Raw genomic sequence first — 23,187 nt, forward strand, 5'->3', positions numbered from 1 at the left:
CGGGCGGCGCTCTGCTTTAGCCCAGAAAGGCCCCAACTCAGCAGCGCTGGGCTGAAACCCACACTACAGATAGATTTCCGGTTACTGGGTGGCGGTTGTCTGCAGCGGTTGGCTGGCGGTGCGCGTCACAAATAGCTGACCTCGTTGGCCAAGCGTAATCAGCTTGGCTGTTCCCAGTGCTGCGGCTGGTTGATCAGATCCAGCAGTTCGCGCAAGCGGCCGTGGTCGCGGCTATTGAATGCAAAGGCCAGGCGAGTCAGGTGGCAGAGTTCCGGTTCGTCCTGCTCGGACTCGCAATAAGCCTGCTGCTGAAAACCACCGCTTTTGCACAGGCTGGTGAACTCGAGGTTCAGCTGCTGCATGACCGCTTCATTGAGCGCGTGGTTGAGGCGGATCACATAGCGATCCTTGAGCCAGCGGCTGGAGTGGTAATTGCGATAGAACTGCGCGATTTCATCTGCTGCCTCCGTGGCGCTGTGTGCCAGGCGCACTAGATGCAGGTCGCTGGGCAGGATATAGCGGTTCCCCACCAGCTGGTTGTCGATAAAGGCCATGGCATCTTTCCAGAAACTACCCCCCGGTTGATCGAGCAGTACCACGGGCACCAATGGACTCTTGCCGGTTTGAATCAGGGTCAGTACTTCGAGTGCTTCATCCAGGGTGCCGAAGCCGCCAGGGCACAGCACCAGACCATCTGCCTCCTTGACGAAGAACAGTTTGCGCAGGAAGAAGAAGTGGAATGACAGCAGGTTGCTGGTGCCATGCACAGTGGCATTGGCCCCTTGTTCAAAGGGCAGGGTGATATTGAAGCCCAGGCTGTTTTCCAGGCCGGCGCCTTCATGGGCTGCCGCCATGATGCCGCCGCCGGCACCGGTAACCACCATCAAGTCGTGCCGCGCCAGGGTGGCGCCGAGCTCGCGGGCCAGGGCATACAGCGGGTGATCGGGCGGCGTACGTGCCGAGCCGAAAACGGTAACTTTACGCCGCCGTTTGAACTGCTCCAAAGAGCTGAATGCATGCTCCATTTCACGCAGGGTTTGCAGCATGATCTTGGCGTCCCAGCGATTGCGATCGGCCTGGGCCATGCGGATCACCGTGATCAGCATGTCGCGATACAGTGGCAGGTTCGGGCTGTCGCCAGGGGCGACCAGGGTAACCAGCTCGTCGACTTTGTCAGCAAGGTCGATGCCACTGGTCTGGAAGTGGCGGGATAAGTAATCGTCCGGTGCGTAAGGCATTCGACTTCTCCGTTCTGGATGCCGGCCGGATTGTTTCGCTGTCGTGAAAGCTCCGGTCATATTCAGAGTATGGCTGGCGCTTGCGCTTTGGAAGCGCTAAATACCTGATCAGGTTGCAGAAAATCTCCAGTCTGGGTGGGCACCAGCGACGATTGGACTGGGCGCTGTCGCTGGATCTTGAGCCTGCTCGCCAGCGCGATGGCGGAGGCCCGGGTCCTCGGTTGCGTCTACGGCCGGGCTGCGGGGGCTTGGCGGTATGGGCCGACCGGGCGTTCGCCGGCCAATGCAGGCAGGCGCCTGCTGGCGAAGACGGTAGTGCCATAACTGCAGCCCCGTGCCTGCAGTCATTTGGGATGGCGGGTGCGGGGCCTGCTGCAGTTGTCTCGCGCTGGCTCAGATGGCGATCTGCTCGCCTGGCTCAGGGATGCTGGCAATCCAGTTAAGGCGCTCGCGCAGAGCCTGCTGCAGCGTCTGCATTTTCTCCAGTTCGCCATGCACCAGATACAGTTCGGGGTGATGGTCGAAATGACTGACCCAGTCGAGTAACTGCGACTGCCCGGCATGGGCGGAGAAGCCGCCGAGGGTGTGGATTTGTGCTTTTACTGCGATGCGCTGGTGGAGCATTTTCACCGTGCTGGCACCGTCGACTATGGCTCGTCCCGGAGTGCCTCTGGCCTGGAATCCGGGGAACACCACATGGCAATCTTCGCGCCAGAGGTTGTGCTTGAAATGGTGGGCGATGCGCCCTCCGGTACACATGCCACTGCCGGCGATAATGATGGCGCCGCTTTTGACCCGGTTGATCGCCATGGACTCTTCCGGGGTCGGCGTGCAGCGCAGGATCGGCAACCAGTCCTCGATGCGCCTGGCGGGTTTGTGCGCAATGGCCGCGTGATCGTCCGGGTCGAACAGGTGTTGAAAGCGCGAATAGATGGTGTTGGCGCGAATGGCCATGGGGCTGTCGAGGAACACCACCTGCTGGGGCAGTCGACCCTCCTGGTAGAAACGACCGAGGTAGTAGATCAGGTCCTGGGTGCGGCCGACGGCGAAGGCCGGGATCAGCACGTTACCGCCGTCGCGATGGGCCTGCTGGAGAATCTCGGCCAGTTCATCCAGGGTGTCGTCGCTGTTACGGTGATCGCGATCGCCATAGGTGGACTCGAGTAGCACCAGATCGGCTCGGTCGAGCGTGGTCGGTGGGTGCATCAGGGGCGAGCAGGTGTTGCCGAGATCACCGGAAAACACCAGGCGCCGGGTCAGGTGATGATCCTGTACCTGCAGTTCGACGATCGCCGAGCCAAGGATATGGCCGGCATCGTGAAAGGTTACCTGCACGCCCTTGGCTATTTCGAGTGGCTCGCCATAGGCCTGTGGGCGCCTTTGTTTGAGCGCCTGCTCGGCATCCTCGGTGGTATACAGCGGGTTGAGCGGTGGCTTGCCCTTGCGTGCACGCCACTTGTTCTCCCACTCTGTATCTTTCTCCTGGATATGCGCCGCATCCAGCAGCATCAGTTCCATCAGTTCACAGCTAGCGTCGGTGGCGAAGATCGGCCCGCGATAACCGGCACCGACCAGTTTGGGCAGCAGGCCACTATGGTCGATATGGGCATGGGAAATTACCACCGCATCCAGGCTCAGCGGATCGAAAGCGAAGGGTGCGCGATTGCCTTCGTCCTCTTCGCGGCGGCCCTGGCGCATGCCGCACTCAAGCAGCACCTTGGCGCCGTCGCGGCTTTCGATCAGGTAGCAGGAACCAGTGACTTGCTGGATGGCGCCAAGGAAGCTGATTAGAGCCATATCGGAAATCCTTGATGATGGTGAATGAGCTCAGGGTGCCGCGAATGATGGTCGCTGGCCTTGATGCAGATCAGGGTGCCGGCTGCTCGTTGCGTGCTAGACAGTGCGAAAGCTCCAGGCGAGCGCCCATGCCGTAATTATTGCCGAGTGCCCGTGAGCTGGCCGCCCATGCCTTGGCCGAACCTGGGTTCGCCGCTTGGCAGCAGGGCTACGGCCCTGTACAGCATAGTCCAGAGACCTGTGCGGCGGTCTTGCGTATGGCCCATCAACGGGTGCAAGCGGGTAAGCAGCTCGACCTGGCCAGTGTCTATGCTCTGCTGCGCGCACTGGACCGGCTGAACGCCGCCGGTTTATGGCTGGTGGTGCAGATGAGCATGCCTGGCGCGTACGCCTGGACGGCATGGCCCTGGAACCTGACGACTTCAAGGTAAAGCCCGAGGGACGTACCGGCGGCGCCTTGAACATGGTGCCCGGCTACGCCGCCTACCTGGCGCTGAATGCCCAGGCCGGGGAAAGCCGTGGTTGGCTGATGGGGCAGGGGCACTGTGTGGCGGCAGTCGAGGCGCTGAATCTGTTGACCGCCAACCAGCACCCTGAACAGATCGCGCGTTACAGGAGCGATGAAACTGGAATGAGCCGGCTAGTGGCAGACCTCTACAGCTATGTCCAGGCAGCCGATGGCGCGCCGGGTGTGCCCCTGGGTAGTCACGTCAATCCGCATAGCGCTGGCGGTATTGCCGAAGGGGGTTGCCTCGGCTTTGCCGAGTAGCAGTACTGTCACTTACCTCTGCCCGGAAAAAAGCTGCAGGCTTTCTTGTCGGCTGGCGCAGCCCCAATACCGGCGTTGATTGACTACTGCCGCCTATTGGCCGCAGTCGCTGTTGCTGAAGCGCTCGCTGACGATCGGGCGATTGGTTTTGTATTCGCTGAACTCGTAACGCAGGACGGCGCCACGCGCCAATAACTGGCGATAGCCGGGGTTGCGGCACACGCTGTTGGCCAACTGCGCGCGCACGCTATCGGGGTTACCGCGCATCTGCGCGGCGTGGGCGGGGCGCACGCTCAGGTGATTGACCAGTTCATTGCCGTCGACGCTATAACCTTGATCGAGAATGTCTGCGTTGATCGCCCGTGGCGTGCCAACGCTACTTTCCTGGGCGACGCGTTCCAGGGTCTTGCTCAGCTCGAAATTGTTCAGCGATGCGGCCTGAGCGAACATGGGCAGGCTAAGGGCGAGGATTACAGCGATCAGGCGCGGCATGGGGTTCTCCAGAGTCAATTCGAACCCTTCGACAGGCATGAGCCTGCAGAGGTTCAGCAAGTGACTATCTTACTTGGCTGCCTGGGTTTACCCCACCTGCAATCGTGGCGGCTTTGTTAGACTGGCGGGCTTACCGCCCCAGGATCCCACATGACGTCCATTGCTTGCTACGGAACGCTTTGCGCATGAGCCATGCCGTCGCTCGTTTGCGCGCCGCGCGCATTGCGCGTAGTGAAAAACCTTTCCTGGCCCGTGGCTCCAAGGCCGTGCGTTGCCAGCGCTGCCGGCTGGCCCTGAGCCATTGCCTGTGCGCCTGGCGTCCGCAGATCGAGGCGAAATCGGGCATGTGTTTGCTGATGCATGATGTCGAGGCGCTCAAGCCGAGCAATACCGGTTGGTTGATTGCCGATGTAGTGGCCGACACGTCGGCCTTCGGCTGGTTGCGAACGGCGGTCGAGCCCGCCTTGCCGGCGCTGCTGAGCGATCCGCAGTGGCAGCCCTATCTGGTGTTTCCCGGTGAATACGTCGAGTCTGCGCGAGTGGTCAGTGAGGTGCAGCATGCACCTGGCAAGCGGCCACTGTTCATTCTGCTCGATGCGACCTGGGCCGAGGCGCGCAAGATGTTCCGCAAAAGCCCCTACCTCGACAGCTTGCCGGTGCTCAGCCTGCAGCCCGAGCAGTTGTCGCGTTATCGTCTGCGGCGGTCCACGCGCGACGATCACCTGTGTACCGCCGAGGTGGCGGCGCTCTGTCTGGAGCTGGCCGGCGATCAGCGTGCCGCCGACGCGCTGAATGCCTATCTGGATGTCTTCAGCCAGCACTACTTGGCGGCTAAGGCTCCACGCGCGGTTGATCTGGACGACGCCCTGCACCAGCATTTGCGCTTGTTTCTGTGAGTAGTTGGCTGGGTTTTTTCGGCCATAATTGCGCCAGCAGCATGCCGGCGAGCATCAGTGCACAGCCGAAATAACCACGCAGTTGCAGCGCTTCGCCCAGTAGCCAGGCGCCTGCAATGGCGGCAAACACGGCTTCCAGCGAGAGGATGATCGCGGCATGCGAGGCGATCGCATGCTTTTGCGCCACCACCTGCAAGGTAAAGCCGATGGCCACGCCGAACAGACCGCCATACAGAATCGCCGGCCCGGCGGCGATGATCGAGTCGAGGTGGATCTCCTCGAAGATCAGCGCCAACAGCAGGCTGATCAGCGCGCAGGTGGCGAATTGCACCACGGCCAGACGCAATGGGTCATGACGCCTGGCGAAGACCCCCACCAGCAGCACATGCACGGCCCAGACGAAGGCTCCGGCCAATTGCAGCCAGTCGCCGGAGGCGACCTGAAAGCCTTCGCCGACGCTGAGCAAAAACATGCCGAGCACCGCCAGCGAGGCGCCCAGCCAGATGCCCAGCCCCGTTTTGTGGCCGATCAGCAGGCCGAGCAGGGGCACGATGATCACGTACAATCCGGTGATGAATCCGGCGTTGGTGACACTGGTGAAGAGCAAACCGACCTGCTGCAGATTGATTCCCAGGGCCAACGCCAAGCCCATCAGGCCACCACCCAGTAGCAGGTGGCGGTTTAGCGGCGGCGGAGGTGTGCTGCGCGAGCGGCGCTCAAGCAGCGGTAGCAGTGGCAGCAGAATCAATACCGCCAGGGCAAAACGCAGGCCGCTGTAGAGCAATGGCCCTATCGAGTCCATGCCCAGGCGCTGGGCGACGAAGGCCGAGCCCCAGATCATGGCCGTCAGCAGCATCAAGAGGTCGGCGCGCAGGGCCTGGCTTCGCATAAAACAGTCTCGTTGGGCAAAAGTGCAGACTGTGCCGCAAAGCAACGCGCTTGACCACTCCGAGATCGCTCGGCATGCTTGGCGCCGTCTTAGGCGCATTATGCAGTTGGCCGTGTACTATGCGCGGCTAATCGAGCGGTCTGTCGTGTTTTACCCGGCAGGCCTGCGCTAGCGGTACTCACATAACAAGAACAGGATCTGCAATGGCCACCTATGAAATCCTGATTGCCGACGACCATCCGTTATTTCGCAGTGCACTTCAGCAGGCGCTGACCCTGGGTCTTGGCCCGCAGGCTCGCCTGGTAGAGGCTGCCAGCATCGCCGAGTTGGAAACTTGCCTGGCGCAGAAGTCAGATTGGGATCTGGTGTTACTCGACCTCAATATGCCCGGTGCCTATGGTTTTTCCGGTTTGGCGTTGTTGCGTGGGCAATACCCGCAGGTGCCCGTGGTGATGGTCTCGGCACAGGAAGAGGTTAACGTGGTGGCGCGGGCCCGCGAGTTTGGCGCGAGTGGTTTCATTCCCAAGTCCAGCTCTCTGGAGAGTATCCAGCAAGCCGTACAAGTGGTGCTCGATGGTGATACCTGGTGGCCGGAGCAAACCGAGGAGGCTGCTCAGGTCTCTGCCGAAGCTAAAGCCGCCAGTGCAGGCCTGGCCAGTCTGACCCCGCAGCAGTTTCGAGTGCTGACCATGGTCTGCGACGGCTTGTTGAACAAGCAGATTGCCTACGAGTTAAGCGTTTCCGAGGCTACGGTCAAGGCGCATGTCACGGCGATTTTCCGCAAGCTCGGCGTACGAACTCGTACCCAGGCGGCGCTGCTGTTGCAGCAGATGGAATCGATCCCGAGCAGCTGAGTGCGCTCCTGATACACGTTGCTCGCACGTCTGTACGCGCAGTCAAGCCAGCGGGATTGTGTCGGTTTGCTTGTGCAGGTCTTATAGTTCTCGTGCCAGCCAGCCAGCCAGCCAGCCAGCCTTTTCCTTTTACAGTGTGGATAACCTTCTTATGTCGTCGCCATTCAAGGGCCAGACGGGCCTCAAGCGTATCGTTAATGCGGCGGGCTATTCGCTGGCGGGCTTGCGTGTTGCGATTGCCAGTGAGGCCGCATTTCGTCAGTTGATGCTGCTCAATCTGGTGTTGATTCCGCTGGCGTTCTACAGCGACGTCAGCCGGGGCGAGCGCGCGCTGATGGTCGGCGTTTGCTTGTTGGCGTTGATCGTCGAACTGCTCAATTCTGCGCTGGAGGCGACGGTCGATCGCATCTCCCTGGAGCTGCACCCCTTGTCGAAAAACGCCAAGGACATGGGCAGCGCCGCGCAGTTCGTGTCCCTGACGTTGATCGCCAGTGTCTGGGCGGTGATCCTGCTGGGCTAGCCGCCTGTGAAACATTGCTGGCCGCGCGCAATGTTGTGGCGGCAGGACTGCTCAGGCAATGTTTGGCAGCACTATCTCATCGCTGCGCCTGACCCCGGCAGTCAGCGCCCGGCATAGATCGATGAATTCACGCATTGCGGCGGTCTGGTACTTCTGCTTGTGCCAGATAAAGTAGAACTGCCGCCGCAGATCCAGCTCAGGTGTTTCCACCGCCACCAGGCTGCCGCGGCGAAAGGCGTCGCGCAGGGCCAGGCGTGAAATGCAGCCAATGCCCAGGCCCGATTCCACCGCCCGCTTGATTGCTTCAGTGTGTTCCAGCTCCAGGCGGATATTCAGCGAGCGCGGGTGATGGCGCATGGCCTGATCGAAGGTCAGGCGCGTGCCAGAGCCCTGCTCGCGGAGTATCCAGGCTTCCTGGGTCAGCTCGTCGAGGCTGGCTTCGCCGCGCTTGGCCAGGGCATGTTGCGGCGCGCAGAACACCACCAGTTCGTCTTCGACCCAGGGCTGCACCTCGATATCCGGGTTCTGGCAGTCACCCTCGATCAAACCCATGTCCAGCTCATAGTGGGCGATCTGTTGCACCACATAGGCGGTGTTATGCACCTGGAGCTGGACTCGGCATTCCGGGTGGCGCTGCATGAAGCTGCCGATCAGCAGGGTTGCCAGGTAATTGCCAACAGTCAGCGTAGCGCCGACATTCAGCGAGCCAAAACCACTCTTGCCGCCCAGCAGGCGTTCGATCTCCTTGGCCTGGTCGAGCAGGGCCGCGGCTTGGGGCAATAACTGCGAGCCCAGGGCATTGAGGATCAGACGCTTGCCGGCGCGGTCGAATAATTGGCAGTCGGATTGGCGCTCCAATTCGCTGAGCGAGGTGCTGGTCGCCGATTGCGACAATGCCAGGGAGTCAGCCGCGCGCGAGACGCTTTGCTGCTGCGCCACGGCGACGAATACCTGAAGCTGTCGTAGGGTAAATCGCATATATATATAACCGATAACGGATATCTTAATTATCCACTTAACAGATATTCTGCCCGGGTCTAGAATCTGCTGCAACCGCAACTGCCCGTGATTCTTGAGGACCTAACATGAGCAACCTGAACGTCGAGCGTGTTCTCAGTGTGCATCACTGGAACGACACCCTATTCAGCTTCAAGACCACTCGCGATCCGGGCTTGCGCTTCGAGAACGGTCAGTTCGTGATGATCGGCCTGCAACAGGATACCGGCCGGCCGCTGATGCGCGCCTACTCCATTGCCAGCCCGAACTATGAAGAGCATCTGGAGTTCTTCAGCATCAAGGTGGCGGATGGTCCGCTGACTTCGCAGTTGCAGTACCTCAAGCCCGGCGACGAGCTGGTGGTCAGCCGCAAACCCACCGGCACCCTGGTACTCGACGACCTGTTGCCGGGCAAGCACCTGTACCTGCTGAGCACCGGCACTGGCCTGGCTCCGTTCATGAGCGTGATTCAGGACCCGGAAACCTACGAGCGTTACGAGAAAGTCGTGCTGGTACACGGCGTGCGTTACGTCAACGAAGTAGCCTACCGCGAGTTCATCACCGAGCACTTGCCGCAGAATGAATACTTCGGCGATGCTTTGAAGAACAAGCTGATCTACTACCCGACCGTGACCCGTGAAGAGTTCGAGAACCAGGGCCGCCTGACCGACCTGATGCGCAGCGGCAAGCTGTTCCACGATATTGGCCTGCCGCCGATCAACCCGCAGGACGACCGCGCGATGATCTGCGGCAGCCCGAGTATGCTCGACGAAACGGCGGCCGTGCTCGACAGCTTCGGCCTGAAAATCTCTCCGCGCATGGGCGAGCCGGGCGATTACCTGATCGAGCGCGCCTTCGTCGAGAAGTAAGCTCCAGGGTCTTATGCAAAGGCTCGCTGCACAAAAAATCCCGCTCACTTGATTCAAGTGGACGGGATTTTTTTGTACTTGGATGAAAATCGGGGAGGCATCCACTGCCGACAAATCGCTCCCGGATTGCAGCGGGACTCCGCGTTGGTTTCCTGGCTGATGCCCGCGACGGGCGAATCCGCCAAGCCGGACCAATTATCCAGTTCGCTGCCGAGCAGGGCGTCTTCAGTGGGGGCTTGGGTCGAGTGTGATCTGGAAGCGATTGCCGCCGCTTTTTTTCGCTGCATACATGGCGTTGTCGGCATGAGTGAGCAACTGTTGTGCGTCATTACCGTGCTGCGGATAGAACGCCACCCCGATGCTCGGCAGAATCATGTGCGCCTGACCATTCAGGTCGAATGGCTGGTTGAGTGCTAAGCGGATTTTCTCGGCGACCAGCACGGCATGATCCGGCGAGTGGAAGTCTTCGAGCAGCACCACGAATTCGTCGCCACCCAGGCGTGCGACCGTATCCGATTCGCGCACGCATTGCCTGAGGCGCTTGGCAACCAGTTGTAGCAGGAGATCGCCGATGGTGTGGCCGAACGTATCGTTGACCTGTTTGAATTTGTCCAGATCGAGGAACAGCAGCGACAGTTGCGTTTGCTCCCGACGTGTCCTGGTCAGTGCGGTGTGCAAGCGGTCGTAGAGCAGGGCACGGTTAGGCAGTTGGGTCAGTTGGTCGTATTGGGCCATGAACTGCAAGCGACTGAGCATCTGCTGGCGCTCGATGGCTGTCGCGATCTGGGTCGAGACGAATTGCAGCAGTTCCTTGTCCTTGTCGGTGTAGCGCGCTCCGTGGGTATAACTCTGGACCACCAAGGCGCCAATGGTGCCGTTGTGCGAGGTGAGGGGCACGCCCAGCCAATACAATGAAGCGCAGTCGATCGCCTGCACATGCTCGGGCAGGGTCGTCAGCGTTTCTGGTGAGAGCAGCAAGGTCTGCCCAGTGCGGATGATTTCCGCGCTGAGTGTGGGGGCCGCCAGATTGTGCGGAGCCGGGGCCTGATAGCGCTCGTCGATATGGTAGGGAAAGCTCAGCTGGTCGTTCTGTTCATCGTAAAGAACCACGGAAAAGTTGATGGCCGGTAACAGCTGGCCGACGATCGAGTGAACTTTCTCGAACAGGCTGGGTAGATCCTTGGCCAGGTGCGCCGCTTCGGAGATGGCATAGAGCGCCGCTTGCATCGACTCGCTGCGTTTGCGTTCGCTGACGTCATGGGCCACGGCAATCCGCAGTTGATCGTCCGCCGACCAGCGGGCCGACCACATGATGTGAACGATCTGCCCATCTTTGCGCACATAGCGATTTTCAAAATTGGGTTTGCTGGTGCCTAACATGACTTCGCTGGCCGCTTGCAGCGTCCTGGCGCGATCTTCTGGCAACACCAGTTCGATCATGCTCCTGCCGACCATTTCCTCGGCGGTATAACCAAAGATCTGTTCGCAGGCGGCACTGACAAAAACAAAGCGTCCCTCTTGGTCGACTACGCAAATGGCATCGAGCAGAAGGTCAACAAGGTTACCTGATGGGACGTAAGGCTTTTTTTTCATAAGGTAAATTATTGATTCTCGGAATCAGCCATGACCTGCAGGAAAGTATGAAGATGTGCCGACAGGTGGTGCCCATGAGTCAACTTTAGTCGTAGCCCAAGTACTGCGGAAGCAATACTTCAATCAAAATGCCTAGCGGCTTCGCGCGGGCTAGTGATTACCTTGGGTTCGACAGGTCCCGCAGGCCAAGAGCACCCGACGCATTGGCTGCAGCCGCCTGGCTTGTCTTAGCTGACTCACTCAGGTCGCCACCACTTCCAGCACGCAGATATTTCCCGGTTCCGGGTAGTGCCAACGCACATCGACATCCCACAAACGCGTGCCGTAGCGCCGTTCGGGCGGTGGCACCTGATAGGCCGGGCGCGGATCCTGGGCCAGGCATTGCTCGATCAGTTCGACCAGCGGCTGGTCGAGGCGCAGGCCGTGGCTGCGCGCCTGGCTGAGGGCAGCGTCTCGCCATTGCACCTCGATCAACAGCGGAGCACCGTCGGCGATGCGGTTATAGGCACTGGCGACGTTGTCGGCATAGGGCACGTAGGGTTTGATATCCAGCACCGGTGTGCCGTCGAGCAAGTCGATCCCCGACAGCCAGAGCCTGCCCGCTTCGACCTTGTCCAGTTTGACCACCGATTGCCCGAGGCCGTTGGGGCGGTGGGTGGCGCGGGTGGCGAACACCCCTACCGATTTATTCCCACCCAGGCGCGGTGGGCGCACTTTCAGGCGTGGCTGGTCTTCCAGTGCCTGGTGGAACAGAAACAGCAGCCAGACATGGCTGACCTGCTCCAGGCCCTGCACCGCTTCGCCCGTATCGAAGGGGGCGACCAGTTCCAGCACACCACGGGCAGCCGGTGCCAACTGTGGCTGACGGGGAATGGCGAATTTCTCCTTGAAACAGGAGCGGACGAAACCGATGGGCGAAACGGAGTAGGGCATGGGCAAGCGACTGGCAGTGGCGAGGAGGGCCATCTTACCCGCAATACGCGGCGGCCTTAAGTCACCCTAGCCAAGCAGAAGTGCCATTCCCCAGACAAATAACACTAGCCCGGCGATGCGACCGAGCCAGATGCCGCCGGGCAGCAGCTTTTCCAGCAGCACATAGACGCCGATCAAGGCTGCCCACAGCAGGTTCATCACTCCGCCGACAAACAGCAGGCCCATCAGCATCCAGCAGCAGCCCAGGCAGTAGAGGCCATGCTTCAGGCCCATGGACCAACCACCGACCACACCGGGGCGCCAGTGACCGAGGAGGAACTGCACCGGTCCGCGACAATGCGCGAGGCAGGCCGACTTGCCCGGTAGCCACTGGTAGGCCCCGGCCCCCATCAGCAGGGCCGCGCCAAGCCACTGACTCTGGCTGCGCATCTGCGGGCTGAGCAGGGCGAGGCGATCCAAGCCCCATTGCAGGGCAGTGGCGATCAGGCTGAAGCCGCTCCACACCAGCAGATAGGCCAGGCAGAACAGCAGCAGCGCCAGGTGCCGTTGAGGGGGCGTCATATAGCGGCGCAACATCTGCTGGTAGAGCAGGATCATCGGCAGGGCGCTCGGCAGCATCATGCCGATCATCATTACCGACCACATCGCCAGCATCAGCAGCGCATCGGTCAGGCTCCAGGGCATCGGCATGCCCGCCATGGCCATATCGACCATGGCGTTCGGCGTGGTCATGCTCGCAGCCATGCGGAACAACAGCAGCCAGGCGACGCCAGTCAACGCCAGCAGGCTCAGCAGCGTCAGCCATTGTTCCTTGCCCAGTGGCCAGTAGGGCAAGCGTCGGTGTTGCTGGTCGGCGAGTTTCTCAGGAGAGCCCTGCACCTTCAGCGCACCACCCCTTGCCCGGTGAAGTGCAGCCGGGCGAAGTGACCATGACTGTTCTGCGCGGCGATCTTGATCGCGCCCTGGGTCTGGTAGGTGCCACTGGCTACCTGTGCTTCGGTGAACTCGAAGCCTTTGGGCAGGACTATTCGCGCTTCCTGTAGTTCACCGGTCACCGGGTTGCGAATCGGTTCGCCTTTGACTTCAAGTACACCGGCGATGCGGGTATGGGCTTCGCGCCTATCCACGTCGACGGTGAACTCGATGGGCACAAACTGCGGTTCGAGCATCTCACTGATGGTGCTGGCAAATACCGAAAACACCGTGGCGCCTGGCTCGGTGTCCTCGCCAGAGAGAATGCGCAGCAACGCCTCGCGCTGCTCCGGGGTGGCCTTGTCCTCGATGAATGCCTGGCAGCGGCCACTGCCTTCGTGGATTGCGCCGGGCCAGGCAAAGGTGGCGACCCAGCACAGGCCGTCCAGCTTGACCTCGTTGTAGTGGCCCTGGTCGATGCGCATCGACACCACGGCCTCGCAGTTGCCGTGGCTAGGTAGGGAGCTGAATTGGCAGGGACAGCCCCAATCGCAGTTGCAGGTGGCAAATTCGGCGCCCTGCATACGCCAGTCAGCCATGCTCATGGCTTTCCTCCTTGCCGTGGTTGCGGCTTCGAAGTAGGTTCACCCCCCAGTCATTAAACCTAGCAGAGCAGTCGGTCGCCGGGCGGTGTGCCAGACCAGCGGCCGCACGTGTTGGCAAAGTTGACTCAGAGGCTGAAACCGCCATCGATGGGGATAATGTTGCCGGTCATGTAGGCGCCGGCAGTACTGGCCAGGCTGATCGCCAGGGCCGCCATTTCTTCCTCTCGGCCCCAGCGCTTCATCGGGATCAGCGCGGTATCCTCGGCCATGGCCGCTTCATCCTGGGCGATGTGCTGGGTCATCTTGCTCGGAAAGCGTCCCGGCGCAATCACGTTGACGTTGATGTGCTGGTCGACCAGTTCGCGGGCAAGCATGCGCGACAGTTGATGCAGTGCGGCCTTGCTCGGGCCATAGGCGTAGGCGTCTTCGCCATGGGAGGTGATGCCGGCCACCGAGCCGATATTGATCACCCGCGCCGGATTGGTCGCCGAGCCGGCCTTGCGCAGCAATGGCAGCAACTGCTGGATGCAGCTGAACACCGAGGTCACGTTGAGTTGCATGACTTTTTCCCAGCCCTTGACCGGGTAGGACTCAAGCGGCGCGCCCCAGGTGGTACCGGCATTATTGACCAGGATGTCCAGCTGGCCGATTTCGCCTGTCAGTTGCGCGGCCAGTGCCTGCACGCCTTCCTCGCTGGCCAGGTTGGCGGCGAGGCCGTGGCACGTGCCAAAGGCTGAGAGTTCGGCGGCGGTTTGCGCGCAGGCCTCGCCGTCACGGGCACATACATAGACAGTCGCACCGGCTTCGAGGAAGGCTTTGGCGATCATCCTGCCGATACCGCGGGTGCCACCGGTTACCAGCGCGGTGCGGCCTTGCAGGGAGAAGTAGGGGTGCATGGCGAATCCTCTTGGGGGATGAATGCCACTACCCTAAACGCCCGGCCTGCCAACGGCAGGCATTATTGCGCCTGGGAATGCAGCGCCATGAGCCATGCGCCGCTCCCTCAGCTGAGGTTCAGCCACGCACGCGCAGAGTCAGACCCTTGAGGAAGTTGCGCAGGAACTGATCGCCGCAGGTGCGGTAGTTGCTGTGGCCGAACTTGCGAAACAGTGCGCTCATCTCGGGTTTTGATACCGGGCAGTCGACGCTCTGCATGATCTCGTGCATGTCGTCTTCTTTCAGTTCGAAGGCCACGCGCAGCTTTTTCAGTACCATGTTATTGGTCACTGGTAGCTCGAAGGGCTGGGCCGGGCGGCTTTCGTCCTTGCCGCGCTTGAGGTACACCAGGCCATCGAGAAAGTGCGCCATCAGCTCGTCGTCACAGGCGACGAAGCCTTCCTCGTCGTCCTTTTTCAACAGCGGAGCGATTTCGGCCACGCTGCTCTGCTTGCCGCTGAGCTGGATGATTTCGACAATTTTCGCGTCACTGACGTCGAGCATATAGCGCACGCTGCGCAGTACATCGTTATTGAGCATGAGGGTGTCCTGAAATGTTGGGAGCTGCAGCACTCAGGTGCTGCAGCCGGAGAAATGCCTAGAAGCGTTCTTTCGCGGCCAGGTAGCGCCATTGGCCGGGCTGGACTTTGGCCATGGACACGCCGCCGATGCGGATGCGCTTCATGCCCAGCACCTTGAGGTCGACGCTGTTGCACATGAATACGATCTGCCCGGGCTGCGGGTTTTTCAAGGCGAAGCGCAGGCGGGTTTCGTTCTGCCAGCTGACCTTGCACGGTGGCAGCGCTGAGCCGTTAAAACTCAGGCCGTGGTTCAGGCGTTTTAGTTGGCTGTTACTGAGTGTGCCGATGACCTCGACGACATACTCCTGCTCCAGCTTGGCCTGATCGTCCTTGAGCTTGCGCTCGATCCGCCAGTCCTGAGTCAGCACGTGCAGGCCATCGGCGCCGGCTTGCAGTGGCAGGCAGGTGACCAATCGAGCGAAGTGGCTTTTCAGCGGGCGGATGCCGGAGCCGTCTTCCGGCCATTGGCTGGCTTGGCTGACGGTTTCGACCGCGCGATCCGGGAAGTGACCGGAGGGCACATAGAGCAGCAGGGTGACTGGCTCGACCGGTGCCAGTACCGCGTCCGGGAGCAGCTCGACGCGCTGCGTCTCGACCTTGAATTGCGGCTCTTGCACCACTACGCCATCGACCAGTACCCAGCCGCCCTCGATATACAACTCGGCCTCACGACGTGAGCAGCCGACCAGTTCAATCAGGCGTTTGGACAGGCGTATCGGGTCGGTCATGGAAAGAGTCGTCGGTAAAAAAGGGCTGTCATTGTAACTGGCCAGGGGCGTCGTGCGCGGATCATTGGGCAAACGGTGCAGATAAAAAACCGCTCCGGGGAGCGGTTTCTATTGTGCAAGGTAGGTTTAAAAAGGCTATGTACTCGTTAACTGTTGCAAGGCCTAGACTGAAGACGTGTGCTCATCAAGGAGTGCCGTTATGGATGCCCAACCCTTTCAACACCTACTGGCTCGGCTTGATCGCCTCACGATCAAACAGAAGTCCATCGTTCAGCATTTTCTCCAGATCAACGTGCAGCGAGATGGCTTTGAAGAGCTCATCCCTGATCTGAAAGCCTGCCCGCACTGTGCCGCCGACGCCGCGCAACTGGCCTCATGGGGCCGCAGTGGTGGCTTGCAGCGCTATCGCTGCAAGGTCTGTCGGCGCACGTGCAATGCATTGACTGGAACACCCTTGGCGCGCCTACGCAAAAAGGACTGCTGGCTGGATTATGCCCAAGCCCTCATTGCTGGATTGACCGTGAGAGCGGCGGCCCGACACTGCAGCGTCAGCAAGAACACTTCATTTCGCTGGCGACATCGGTTTTTGCATGATGTGGCGGCGCATCACGATGCGCGTGAAAGCGGCATTGTCGAGGCCGACGAAACGTTCTTTCTCGAGTCATTCAAAGGTCAGCGCGAGATGCCGCGCCCACCCCGTAAACGCGGGGGTGTGGGCAAGACACGCGGAACGGGGCCGGATCAGATACCCGTTTTGGTTGTTCGCGACCGTGAAGGACATACCGCTGACTTTCAGTTGGAGAAGCTCGACGCCGCCCATGTAAGTGCCGCGCTAAGGCCTTTGGTGGATAAAGCGTCGGTGCTCTGTTCTGATGGCGCAGCAATCTATGCGGCATTTGCACGCCGCAACGGGATCACCCACAAGGTGGTGTATGCGAGGCCGGGGTTACGCGTCCAGGAAGCGGCTTTTCATATCCAGAACGTCAACGCTTATCACAGTCGGCTGAAGGGCTGGATGGCGCGCTTTCATGGGGTTGCGACCAAGTACCTCGTTAACTACCTGGGTTGGCGCCGCATGTTGGAGCGGTACACAAAGCGCATTCAGCCAGAGTTTTGTCTGCAGGAGGCGGTGGGCCGGCCCATGCAACAGTTAAAGGGTACATAGCCTTTAAAAACGTAGCGAGCGATGGTCAGACTAGGCGAAAGCAGGCGAAAAAGCGGAGTGTACGTATGTACATGAGCATTACTCGTTTCACTCGCCCTTCGGGCCGCGCTAAAGCGCGTTAGCCGCAAGCGGCTTGTTGAGTCTGCTTTCAACGACGCATGACCGAGCGCAGTAGTTTTTAACCCCCCAGGTAGGCGTCGCGCACCTTCGGATCATTGAGCAAGTCATGCCCGCTGCCCTGCATGACGATCCGGCCGTTCTCCAGCACATAGCCACGGTCGGCCAGCTTGAGCGCCTGGTTGGCGTTCTGCTCGACCAGGAATACGGTCACGCCATCCGCGCGCAGCTGTTCGATGATGCCGAAGATCTGCTGGATGATGATCGGTGCAAGCCCCAGGGAGGGTTCGTCGAGCAGCAGCAGCTTGGGTTTGCTCATCAGCGCGCGGCCGATGGCGAGCATTTGCTGTTCGCCGCCGGACATGGTGCCGGCGCGCTGCGACAGGCGTTCCTGCAGGCGCGGGAACAGCTGCAGGACCTTGTCTAGTTGTTCCTGGAACTCGCCTTTGGCCGTGAAGAAGCCGCCCATCACCAGGTTCTCTTCCACGGTCAGGCGGGAGAATACCCGGCGACCTTCCGGCACCACGGCAATGCTCTTGCGCATGATGTCCGGGGTGTTCTGGCCGATCAACTCTTCACCCTCGAAGCGGATGCTGCCACTGCTCGCCTGCGGTGAGCCGCACAGGGTCATCAGCAGGGTCGACTTGCCGGCGCCGTTGGCACCGATCAGGGTGACGATCTCGCCTTGGCGCACCTCGACGTCGACGTCATGGAGTGCCTGAATCTTGCCGTAGAAGGTGGAAACCTTGTCGAAATACAGCATCAAGCTTCCCCCAGGTAGGCTTTGATCACGTCCGGGTTCGCGCGGATCTGCTCCGGCGTTCCTTCGGCCAGGGGCGTGCCCTGGTTGATCACATAGATATGGTCGGAAATGCTCATGACCAGCTTCATGTCGTGCTCGATCAGCAATACGGTGACGCTATGTTCATCGCGCAGCATGCGGATCAGGGCTTTGAGGTCGTCAGTTTCCCGCGGATTGAGGCCGGCGGCCGGTTCGTCGAGCATGAGGATGCGCGGCCGCGTCATCATGCAGCGGGCAATTTCCAGGCGACGTTGCTGGCCATAGGCGAGGGTGCCGGCCGGGCGGTTGGCGAATTCGGTCAGGTTGACCTGCTCCAGCCAGTGCGCGGCGTATTCCATGGCTTCGCGTTCGCTCTTGCGAAACGCCGGGGTCTTCAACAGGCCGGCAATGAAGTTGGTGTTGAGGTGACGGTGCTGAGCCACCAGCAGGTTTTCCACCGTGGTCATTTCCTTGAACAGCCGCACGTTCTGGAAGGTCCGCACCACGCCCTTGCGGGCGATCTTGTGGCCTGGCAGGCCTTCGATTTGCTCGCCATTGAGGCGGATATTGCCGCTGGTTGGCTGGTAGAAGCCGGTCAGGCAGTTGAATACCGTGGTCTTGCCGGCACCGTTCGGGCCGATCATCGACACCACTTGTTTTTCATTGACGGTCAGCCCAACTCCGTTGACGGCCAGCAGGCCGCCGAAGCGCATGGACAGGCCGCTCACTTCCAGAATAGGGCGGCTCATTGTTTCAACTCCAGGTGCGGGCGCTGCATGGGTAGCAGGCCTTGCGGACGCCAGATCATCATCAGCACCATCAGGGCGCCGAACATCAGCATGCGGTACTCGTTGAATTCGCGCGCCAGCTCCGGCAACAGGATCATGACGATGGCGGCCAGGATGATCCCCAACTGCGAGCCCATGCCGCCCAGTACGACGATGGCGAGGATGATCGCCGACTCGATGAAGGTGAAGGATTGCGGGCTGACCAGGCCTTGGCGTGCGGCGAAGAAGCTGCCGGCAAAACCGGCGAAGCAGGCGCCCAGGGTGAAGGCCGAAAGCTTGATCATGGTGGGGTTCATGCCGAGGGCACGGCAGGCGATTTCGTCTTCGCGCAGGGCCTCCCAGGCCCGGCCAATCGGCATGCGCAACAGGCGGTTGATCACGAACAGGGTCAGCAGTACCAGCACCAGAGCAATCAGGTAGAGGAAGATCACCTTGTTGATCGAGGCATAGGCCACGCCGAAATATTCATGAAACGTCTGCATGCCTTCAGCGGCCTTGCGGTCGAACGACAGGCCGAACAGCGTCGGCTTGGGGATCGAGCCGATACCGTTGGGGCCGCCGGTCAGCCAGGTCATGTTGTTCAGCAGGATGCGGATGATCTCACCGAAACCCAGGGTGACGATGGCCAGGTAGTCGCCACGCAGACGCAGCACCGGGAAGCCGAGGATAAAACCGAAGAATGCCGCCATCAGGCCGGCAATCGGTAGGCAGATCCAGAAGCTCAGGCCGAAGTAGAACGACAGGAGTGCATAGCTGTAGGCGCCTACGGCATAGAACGCCACGTAGCCGAGGTCGAGCAATCCGGCCAGACCGACCACGATGTTCAGGCCCAGGCCGAGCATCACGTAGATCAGGATCAGGGTGGCGATGTCCACCGCGCCGCGGCTGCCGAAGAATGGCCAGGCCAGGGCCATGATGATCAGCCCGATGATCACCCAGCGCTGGGTCGAGGGCAGGGTGAGCAAATTGCTTGCCTGACTCGGCATGCTCGGTAACTTCGGTGCATGGCGCAAGACGGCACTCAGCTGGGTGCGGAACAATTGCCAGAAGAACATGGCAATCGAGCTGCCGAGGATGGTCCAGAGAACGGCCGGGCTGGCACCTTGCACTTGCAGCTTGATACCCACGGTGCTCAGCTTCAGGCCGATTACCGGATAGGCCACGGCCAGCACCAGCAGGGCGCTGAAGAAGGCCGTTTTGAAGTTTTTCTTGATCGAGGTGCTCATACTTTCTCAACCTCCGGGCGACCCAGGATGCCGGTCGGTCGGAACAACAGCACCAGCACCAGCAGGCTGAAAGCCACCACGTCCTTGTACTGATCGCCAAAGATGTCGGCGCCGAAGGCTTCGGCTACACCGAGCACCAGGCCGCCCAATACCGCGCCCGGGATGCTACCAATGCCGCCCAGTACCGCTGCGGTGAACGCCTTGATGCCGGCGAGGAAGCCCAGGTGCGGGTTGATCACGCCGTACTGCATGCCCAGCAACACGGCGGCAACTGCGGCCAGAGCGGCGCCGATGACGAAGGTCAGGGAGATGATGTTGTGGGTGTTGATGCCCAGCAGGTTGGCCATCTTCAGGTCTTCGGCGCAGGCCCGGCAGGCCCGGCCCAGTCGCGAACGGGAGATGAACAGGGTCAGGCCGATCATCGCCAGGAAGGTGACGACGAAAATCAGCACCTGCATATAGGAAATGACCACGCCATTCATGGCGCTTTCACCGAACACGAAGTTGCCCGGTAAGGGATTGGGAATGGCTTTGTCCTTGGAGTCCTGAGACAACAACATGAGGTTCTGCAGGAAGATCGACATGCCGATCGCCGAGATCAGCGGGATCAAGCGGTTGCCACCGCGCAGGGGGCGATAGGCGACGCGTTCGATGCTGTAACCGTAGGCTGCGCAGACAATGATGCTGGCGGCGAAGCCGGCGATCATTATCAGGGGCAAGCTGTCCAGGCCGAACATGGTCAGGCCGGCGATAACGATGAAGACTACATACGAGCCAATCATGTAAACCTCGCCGTGGGCGAAGTTGATCATGCCGATGATGCCGTAGACCATGGTGTAGCCAATGGCAATCAGGGCATAGGTACTGCCAACGGTCAGGCCGTTAACCAGCTGTTGCAGGTAGTGATACAGATCAGGCATTGCCTAACTCCTGGGTCGTCACGCACGTCAGCGCTTGTGGCGCAGGGTGAGACCGGAATTCTTCTAATAAACAAAACCCACTGCGGCTGCAGTGGGCTTTGGGTTCAGGCGGGAAGCCGCTTTATTCAGTTAAGCGGTGCTTCGGTCTTGGTGCCGTCCTGGTGCCATTCGTAGACCACGAAGCTGAAGTCTTTCAGGTCACCCTTTTCGTCGAAGCTGAGGACGCCGGTAGGCGTGTCGAAGCTGTTGGCGCGCAGGGCTGCGGCCACCTTGGCGGTATCGGTATCGCCAGCTTTCTCAATGCCTTCGGCAATCACTTGCACGGCAGCATAGGCGGGGAAGACGAACGGGCCGCTGGAGTCTTCGTTCTTGGCTTTGAACGCTTCGACCAGTGCCTGGTTGCGTGGATCCTGATCGAACGACTTCGGCAGGGTCACCAGCAGGCCTTCGGAAGCCGGGCCGGCGATGGCCGAGATTTCCTTGTTACCCACACCTTCAGGGCCCATGAACTTGGCGGTCAGACCTTTTTCAGCCGACTGACGCAGCAGCAGGCCCAACTCCGGGTGGTAGCCGCCGTAGTAGACGAAATCCACATTGGCTTGCTTGAGCTTGGCGATCATCGCGGAGAAATCCTTGTCGCCGGCATTGATGCCTTCGAATAGGACGACCTTGGTGCCCTTGGCTTCCAGCGTCTGCTTGACCGCGGTGGCGATGCCTTCGCCGTACTGCTGCTTGTCATGGATCACAGCGACAGCTTTCGGCTTGACGTGGTCGGCGATGAAGTTGCCGGCGGTCGGGCCTTGCAGGCTGTCCAGGCCAATGGTGCGGAACACCAGTTCGTAGCCGCGAGCGGTGATGTCAGGGCTGGTGGAAGCCGGGCTGATCATCAGAATGCCTTCATCTTCGTAGATGTCGGACGCTGGTTGAGTGGAGCTGGAACAGAGGTGGCCAACCACGAATTTTACTTCGTCGTTGACGATCTTGTTGGCTACGGCCACGGCTTGCTTCGGATCGCATGCATCGTCATACACCACGCCTTCGAGCATGGCGCCGTTGACGCCACCAGCCTTGTTGATCTGCTCGATGGCCATCTTGGCGCCGATAAATTGCATCTCGCCATATTGTGCGACTGCGCCCGTTACCGGGCCTGCCATACCAATCTTGATCGTATCAGCCGCTAGCGAGTAGCTGGCAACGCCGGCCATGGCCATGGCGGCAAACAGTTTGGAGATCTGCTTAGTAGCCTTGTTCATAGTGCTCCACTCTTATTGGTTTTCGTTGTGTAGTTCTGGCGGCCAAAGCTGCAGAGCCGGATCGTTCTCCCCGGCCATACCCCTGGCAACTTTACTGCTGCAGTGTAGAGCGCCGCTTTGCCGATTGAAAAGCCAGCCGTTGGGGACAATTCATGCAGATGTCGCTTAATTGCAAGAAACGTATAGAAAAACGGCGTGCCTCGTCTGCGTTCGGCAGCGTCCGGCGTACTTGCCTGGCGCTTGCGCGGCGCTATCATGTTGCCCAAGCAAAATTCGGACTACATCTGCGGACAAACCATGACTGAACAACCTAGCACCCTCTACGCCAAGCTGCTTGGCGAAACTGCACCAATCACCTGGCAAGAGTTGGAACCTTGCTTCGCCCGCGGTGCGTTGCTGGTGGTCGGGGCTACGCAAGATCTGATTGCGATGGCCCAAGTCGTAGCGGAAAACGACCAGGGCAAGGTGAGCGCCTGGCTGGCCAGCGGCCAATTGAAAAAAGTCGACGATGGGGATGCCGCGGATCTGCTGGCGCGCGACCCGCCGCTGTGGGCGGTGGTGGTGGCGCCTTGGGTGCTGGTGCAGGAGCGGCGTGGCGAGCCTGTTGTGCACTGAGAGCCGGTGAAATAACGCGCGTCTACTTCGGCCGCCTCCACACGACCGCTGCGGCGTTGCGCTACGTGAAAAACAGGGTTATTTAGCTCACTAAACTCCCCTGTTTTTCACACGGTGCGCCTTGCCGCGAACGCCTGGAGACGGTCGCGCGACGGCGCGCGATATTTTCACAACCGCAGAGTCGATGCGCCGGTGGCGGTGAACAGGGCTAGACTGGTTCGAGTCTTCCCTTTCTCTGTCGCTACGGAGCCAATATGTTCGAGCCTGGCCATCTGCATCGCGCTAACCCGGTCGCCACCCCGGACCAACCTACGTTCAGCATCGATCTCCACTACGAGGTGCGCCAGGATCCGGTCGAGGGGCCGATGCTACACATGCGCCTGGCCGGCGACGTGGCGGGCAAGGCGTTCGAGGAGCAGTTCGAGTTGCACCGCGATACCGCCTTCAATTTCGCCAGTGTCGCCAGCCGCCTGGCACTCAAGCATGGGATGCCGGCCAATTTCAGCCTGATCATGCGTGGTCACCAGGAATACGACCAGATGTTCGCCGATATCCGCACCAAGCTCGGCAGTCATACCGGTGATTCGGTCGATCTCGACCACCTTGAGAAAGACGGCTTGTAGTGGCGCTATCGGATAGGGCGTTACTCGCCGCAGATTCGCGAAGCAGCCTGTGGCGGGCTGTCGCTTCGCTCCGAGCGGATCGCCGTCCGGA

Annotated in this window: 24 protein-coding genes and 1 pseudogene; 8 read left to right on the forward strand and 17 right to left on the reverse strand. The window is 60.5% G+C overall.

Annotation, left to right across the window (positions count from 1 at the left end; translation table 11 throughout):
- Window positions 1-158 precede the first annotated feature (158 nt).
- Window positions 159-1,238 (reverse strand): LOG family protein, encoded by a 1,080-nt coding sequence (locus VCJ09_RS06690; RefSeq protein WP_324733659.1) that lies wholly within the window; start codon window positions 1,236-1,238, stop codon window positions 159-161.
- Window positions 1,239-1,631: 393 nt separating this feature from the next.
- Window positions 1,632-3,035 carry an MBL fold metallo-hydrolase gene (locus VCJ09_RS06695; protein WP_324733660.1) on the reverse strand — a complete coding sequence of 468 codons (1,404 nt, stop codon included), beginning with the start codon at window positions 3,033-3,035 and terminating at the stop codon, window positions 1,632-1,634.
- Window positions 3,036-3,175: 140 nt separating this feature from the next.
- Between VCJ09_RS06695 and VCJ09_RS06700 the strand changes: the two are divergent.
- Window positions 3,176-3,867, forward strand: a pseudogene (locus VCJ09_RS06700) (phosphoketolase family protein); the annotation flags it as partial.
- A gap of 30 nt (window positions 3,868-3,897) precedes the next feature.
- On the opposite strand, the gene VCJ09_RS06705 reads toward VCJ09_RS06700, so the two are convergent.
- Window positions 3,898-4,296 (reverse strand): quorum-sensing-regulated virulence factor family protein, encoded by a 399-nt coding sequence (locus VCJ09_RS06705; RefSeq protein ID WP_324733661.1) that lies wholly within the window; start codon window positions 4,294-4,296, stop codon window positions 3,898-3,900.
- A gap of 185 nt (window positions 4,297-4,481) precedes the next feature.
- Between VCJ09_RS06705 and VCJ09_RS06710 the strand changes: the two genes are divergently transcribed.
- The gene (locus tag VCJ09_RS06710; RefSeq protein WP_324733662.1) at window positions 4,482-5,192 is read left to right on the forward strand and encodes a tRNA-uridine aminocarboxypropyltransferase; all 711 of its coding nucleotides are present in this window, start codon (window positions 4,482-4,484) and stop codon (window positions 5,190-5,192) included.
- On the opposite strand, the gene VCJ09_RS06715 is transcribed toward VCJ09_RS06710, so the two are convergent.
- Window positions 5,128-6,081, reverse strand: a complete 954-nt coding sequence (locus tag VCJ09_RS06715; protein WP_324733663.1) for a DMT family transporter — start codon at window positions 6,079-6,081, stop codon at window positions 5,128-5,130. The genes VCJ09_RS06710 and VCJ09_RS06715 overlap by 65 nt on opposite strands.
- A gap of 203 nt (window positions 6,082-6,284) precedes the next feature.
- Here VCJ09_RS06715 and erdR point away from each other — a divergent pair, with 203 nt between their 5' ends.
- Both erdR and VCJ09_RS06725 read left to right on the forward strand, forming a co-directional pair.
- Entirely contained in the window at window positions 6,285-6,935 is a 651-nt protein-coding gene (gene erdR / locus VCJ09_RS06720) for a response regulator transcription factor ErdR (RefSeq protein ID WP_324733664.1), read from the forward strand.
- A gap of 151 nt (window positions 6,936-7,086) precedes the next feature.
- Window positions 7,087-7,455 (forward strand): diacylglycerol kinase, encoded by a 369-nt coding sequence (locus VCJ09_RS06725; protein ID WP_324733665.1) that lies wholly within the window; start codon window positions 7,087-7,089, stop codon window positions 7,453-7,455.
- 51 nt (window positions 7,456-7,506) lie between these two features.
- Here VCJ09_RS06725 and VCJ09_RS06730 read toward each other — a convergent pair whose 3' ends face one another.
- On the reverse strand, window positions 7,507-8,433 hold the full coding sequence (locus VCJ09_RS06730) for a LysR family transcriptional regulator (protein WP_324733666.1): 927 nt from the start codon (window positions 8,431-8,433) through the stop codon (window positions 7,507-7,509).
- Window positions 8,434-8,540: 107 nt separating this feature from the next.
- Between VCJ09_RS06730 and fpr the strand changes: the two genes are divergently transcribed.
- Window positions 8,541-9,320 carry a ferredoxin-NADP reductase gene (gene fpr / locus VCJ09_RS06735; RefSeq protein ID WP_324733667.1) on the forward strand — a complete coding sequence of 260 codons (780 nt, stop codon included), beginning with the start codon at window positions 8,541-8,543 and terminating at the stop codon, window positions 9,318-9,320.
- A 225-nt stretch (window positions 9,321-9,545) separates the two neighbouring features.
- Here the strand turns inward: fpr and VCJ09_RS06740 are convergent, their stop codons facing one another.
- The 7 genes from VCJ09_RS06740 to VCJ09_RS06770 all read right to left on the reverse strand — a co-directional run bounded on the left by VCJ09_RS06740 (window position 9,546) and on the right by VCJ09_RS06770 (window position 15,608).
- On the reverse strand, window positions 9,546-10,913 hold the full coding sequence (locus VCJ09_RS06740; protein ID WP_324733668.1) for a sensor domain-containing protein: 1,368 nt from the start codon (window positions 10,911-10,913) through the stop codon (window positions 9,546-9,548).
- A gap of 240 nt (window positions 10,914-11,153) precedes the next feature.
- A complete protein-coding gene (gene tsaA / locus VCJ09_RS06745; protein ID WP_324734615.1) occupies window positions 11,154-11,846 on the reverse strand; it encodes a tRNA (N6-threonylcarbamoyladenosine(37)-N6)-methyltransferase TrmO in 693 nt (230 codons plus the stop codon).
- Window positions 11,847-11,912: 66 nt separating this feature from the next.
- Window positions 11,913-12,725 (reverse strand): DUF2182 domain-containing protein, encoded by an 813-nt coding sequence (locus VCJ09_RS06750; protein ID WP_324733669.1) that lies wholly within the window; start codon window positions 12,723-12,725, stop codon window positions 11,913-11,915.
- A gap of 2 nt (window positions 12,726-12,727) precedes the next feature.
- Window positions 12,728-13,363 carry a DUF1326 domain-containing protein gene (locus VCJ09_RS06755; RefSeq protein WP_324733670.1) on the reverse strand — a complete coding sequence of 212 codons (636 nt, stop codon included), beginning with the start codon at window positions 13,361-13,363 and terminating at the stop codon, window positions 12,728-12,730.
- Window positions 13,364-13,488: 125 nt separating this feature from the next.
- Window positions 13,489-14,259: an SDR family oxidoreductase gene (locus VCJ09_RS06760; RefSeq protein ID WP_324733671.1), complete on the reverse strand. Its 771-nt coding sequence runs from the start codon at window positions 14,257-14,259 to the stop codon at window positions 13,489-13,491.
- Window positions 14,260-14,377: 118 nt separating this feature from the next.
- Window positions 14,378-14,839 (reverse strand): YehS family protein, encoded by a 462-nt coding sequence (locus tag VCJ09_RS06765; RefSeq protein ID WP_324733672.1) that lies wholly within the window; start codon window positions 14,837-14,839, stop codon window positions 14,378-14,380.
- Between the two features lie 58 nt (window positions 14,840-14,897).
- Window positions 14,898-15,608, reverse strand: a complete 711-nt coding sequence (locus VCJ09_RS06770) for an rRNA pseudouridine synthase (protein WP_324733673.1) — start codon at window positions 15,606-15,608, stop codon at window positions 14,898-14,900.
- A gap of 199 nt (window positions 15,609-15,807) precedes the next feature.
- Between VCJ09_RS06770 and VCJ09_RS06775 the strand changes: the two genes are divergently transcribed.
- Window positions 15,808-16,773, forward strand: coding sequence for an IS1595 family transposase (locus VCJ09_RS06775; protein ID WP_324732510.1), 966 nt, complete (start codon window positions 15,808-15,810; stop codon window positions 16,771-16,773).
- A 178-nt stretch (window positions 16,774-16,951) separates the two neighbouring features.
- Here VCJ09_RS06775 and VCJ09_RS06780 read toward each other — a convergent pair whose 3' ends face one another.
- The 5 genes from VCJ09_RS06780 to VCJ09_RS06800 form a co-directional block, all read right to left on the reverse strand.
- Window positions 16,952-17,653 carry an ABC transporter ATP-binding protein gene (locus tag VCJ09_RS06780; RefSeq protein WP_079201194.1) on the reverse strand — a complete coding sequence of 234 codons (702 nt, stop codon included), beginning with the start codon at window positions 17,651-17,653 and terminating at the stop codon, window positions 16,952-16,954.
- Window positions 17,653-18,420: a high-affinity branched-chain amino acid ABC transporter ATP-binding protein LivG gene (gene livG / locus VCJ09_RS06785; protein WP_079201195.1), complete on the reverse strand. Its 768-nt coding sequence runs from the start codon at window positions 18,418-18,420 to the stop codon at window positions 17,653-17,655. The genes VCJ09_RS06780 and livG overlap by 1 nt, the downstream gene beginning before the upstream one ends.
- A complete protein-coding gene (locus tag VCJ09_RS06790; protein WP_407693016.1) occupies window positions 18,417-19,685 on the reverse strand; it encodes a high-affinity branched-chain amino acid ABC transporter permease LivM in 1,269 nt (422 codons plus the stop codon). The genes livG and VCJ09_RS06790 overlap by 4 nt, the downstream gene beginning before the upstream one ends.
- Complete coding sequence (gene livH, locus VCJ09_RS06795; protein ID WP_324733674.1) at window positions 19,682-20,605, reverse strand: high-affinity branched-chain amino acid ABC transporter permease LivH; 924 nt, start codon at window positions 20,603-20,605, stop codon at window positions 19,682-19,684. The genes VCJ09_RS06790 and livH overlap by 4 nt, the downstream gene beginning before the upstream one ends.
- Window positions 20,606-20,730: 125 nt before the next feature.
- Entirely contained in the window at window positions 20,731-21,858 is a 1,128-nt protein-coding gene (locus VCJ09_RS06800; RefSeq protein WP_324733675.1) for a branched-chain amino acid ABC transporter substrate-binding protein, read from the reverse strand.
- A gap of 297 nt (window positions 21,859-22,155) precedes the next feature.
- Here VCJ09_RS06800 and VCJ09_RS06805 point away from each other — a divergent pair, with 297 nt between their 5' ends.
- Window positions 22,156-22,473, forward strand: coding sequence for a DUF2288 domain-containing protein (locus VCJ09_RS06805; protein WP_324733676.1), 318 nt, complete (start codon window positions 22,156-22,158; stop codon window positions 22,471-22,473).
- Between the two features lie 254 nt (window positions 22,474-22,727).
- Complete coding sequence (locus VCJ09_RS06810; protein ID WP_079201199.1) at window positions 22,728-23,096, forward strand: DUF5064 family protein; 369 nt, start codon at window positions 22,728-22,730, stop codon at window positions 23,094-23,096.
- Window positions 23,097-23,187 lie beyond the last annotated feature (91 nt).

It is taken from the genome of Pseudomonas paeninsulae, assembly GCF_035621475.1.
In the GTDB taxonomy this organism is placed as follows: domain Bacteria; phylum Pseudomonadota; class Gammaproteobacteria; order Pseudomonadales; family Pseudomonadaceae; genus Aquipseudomonas; species Aquipseudomonas paeninsulae.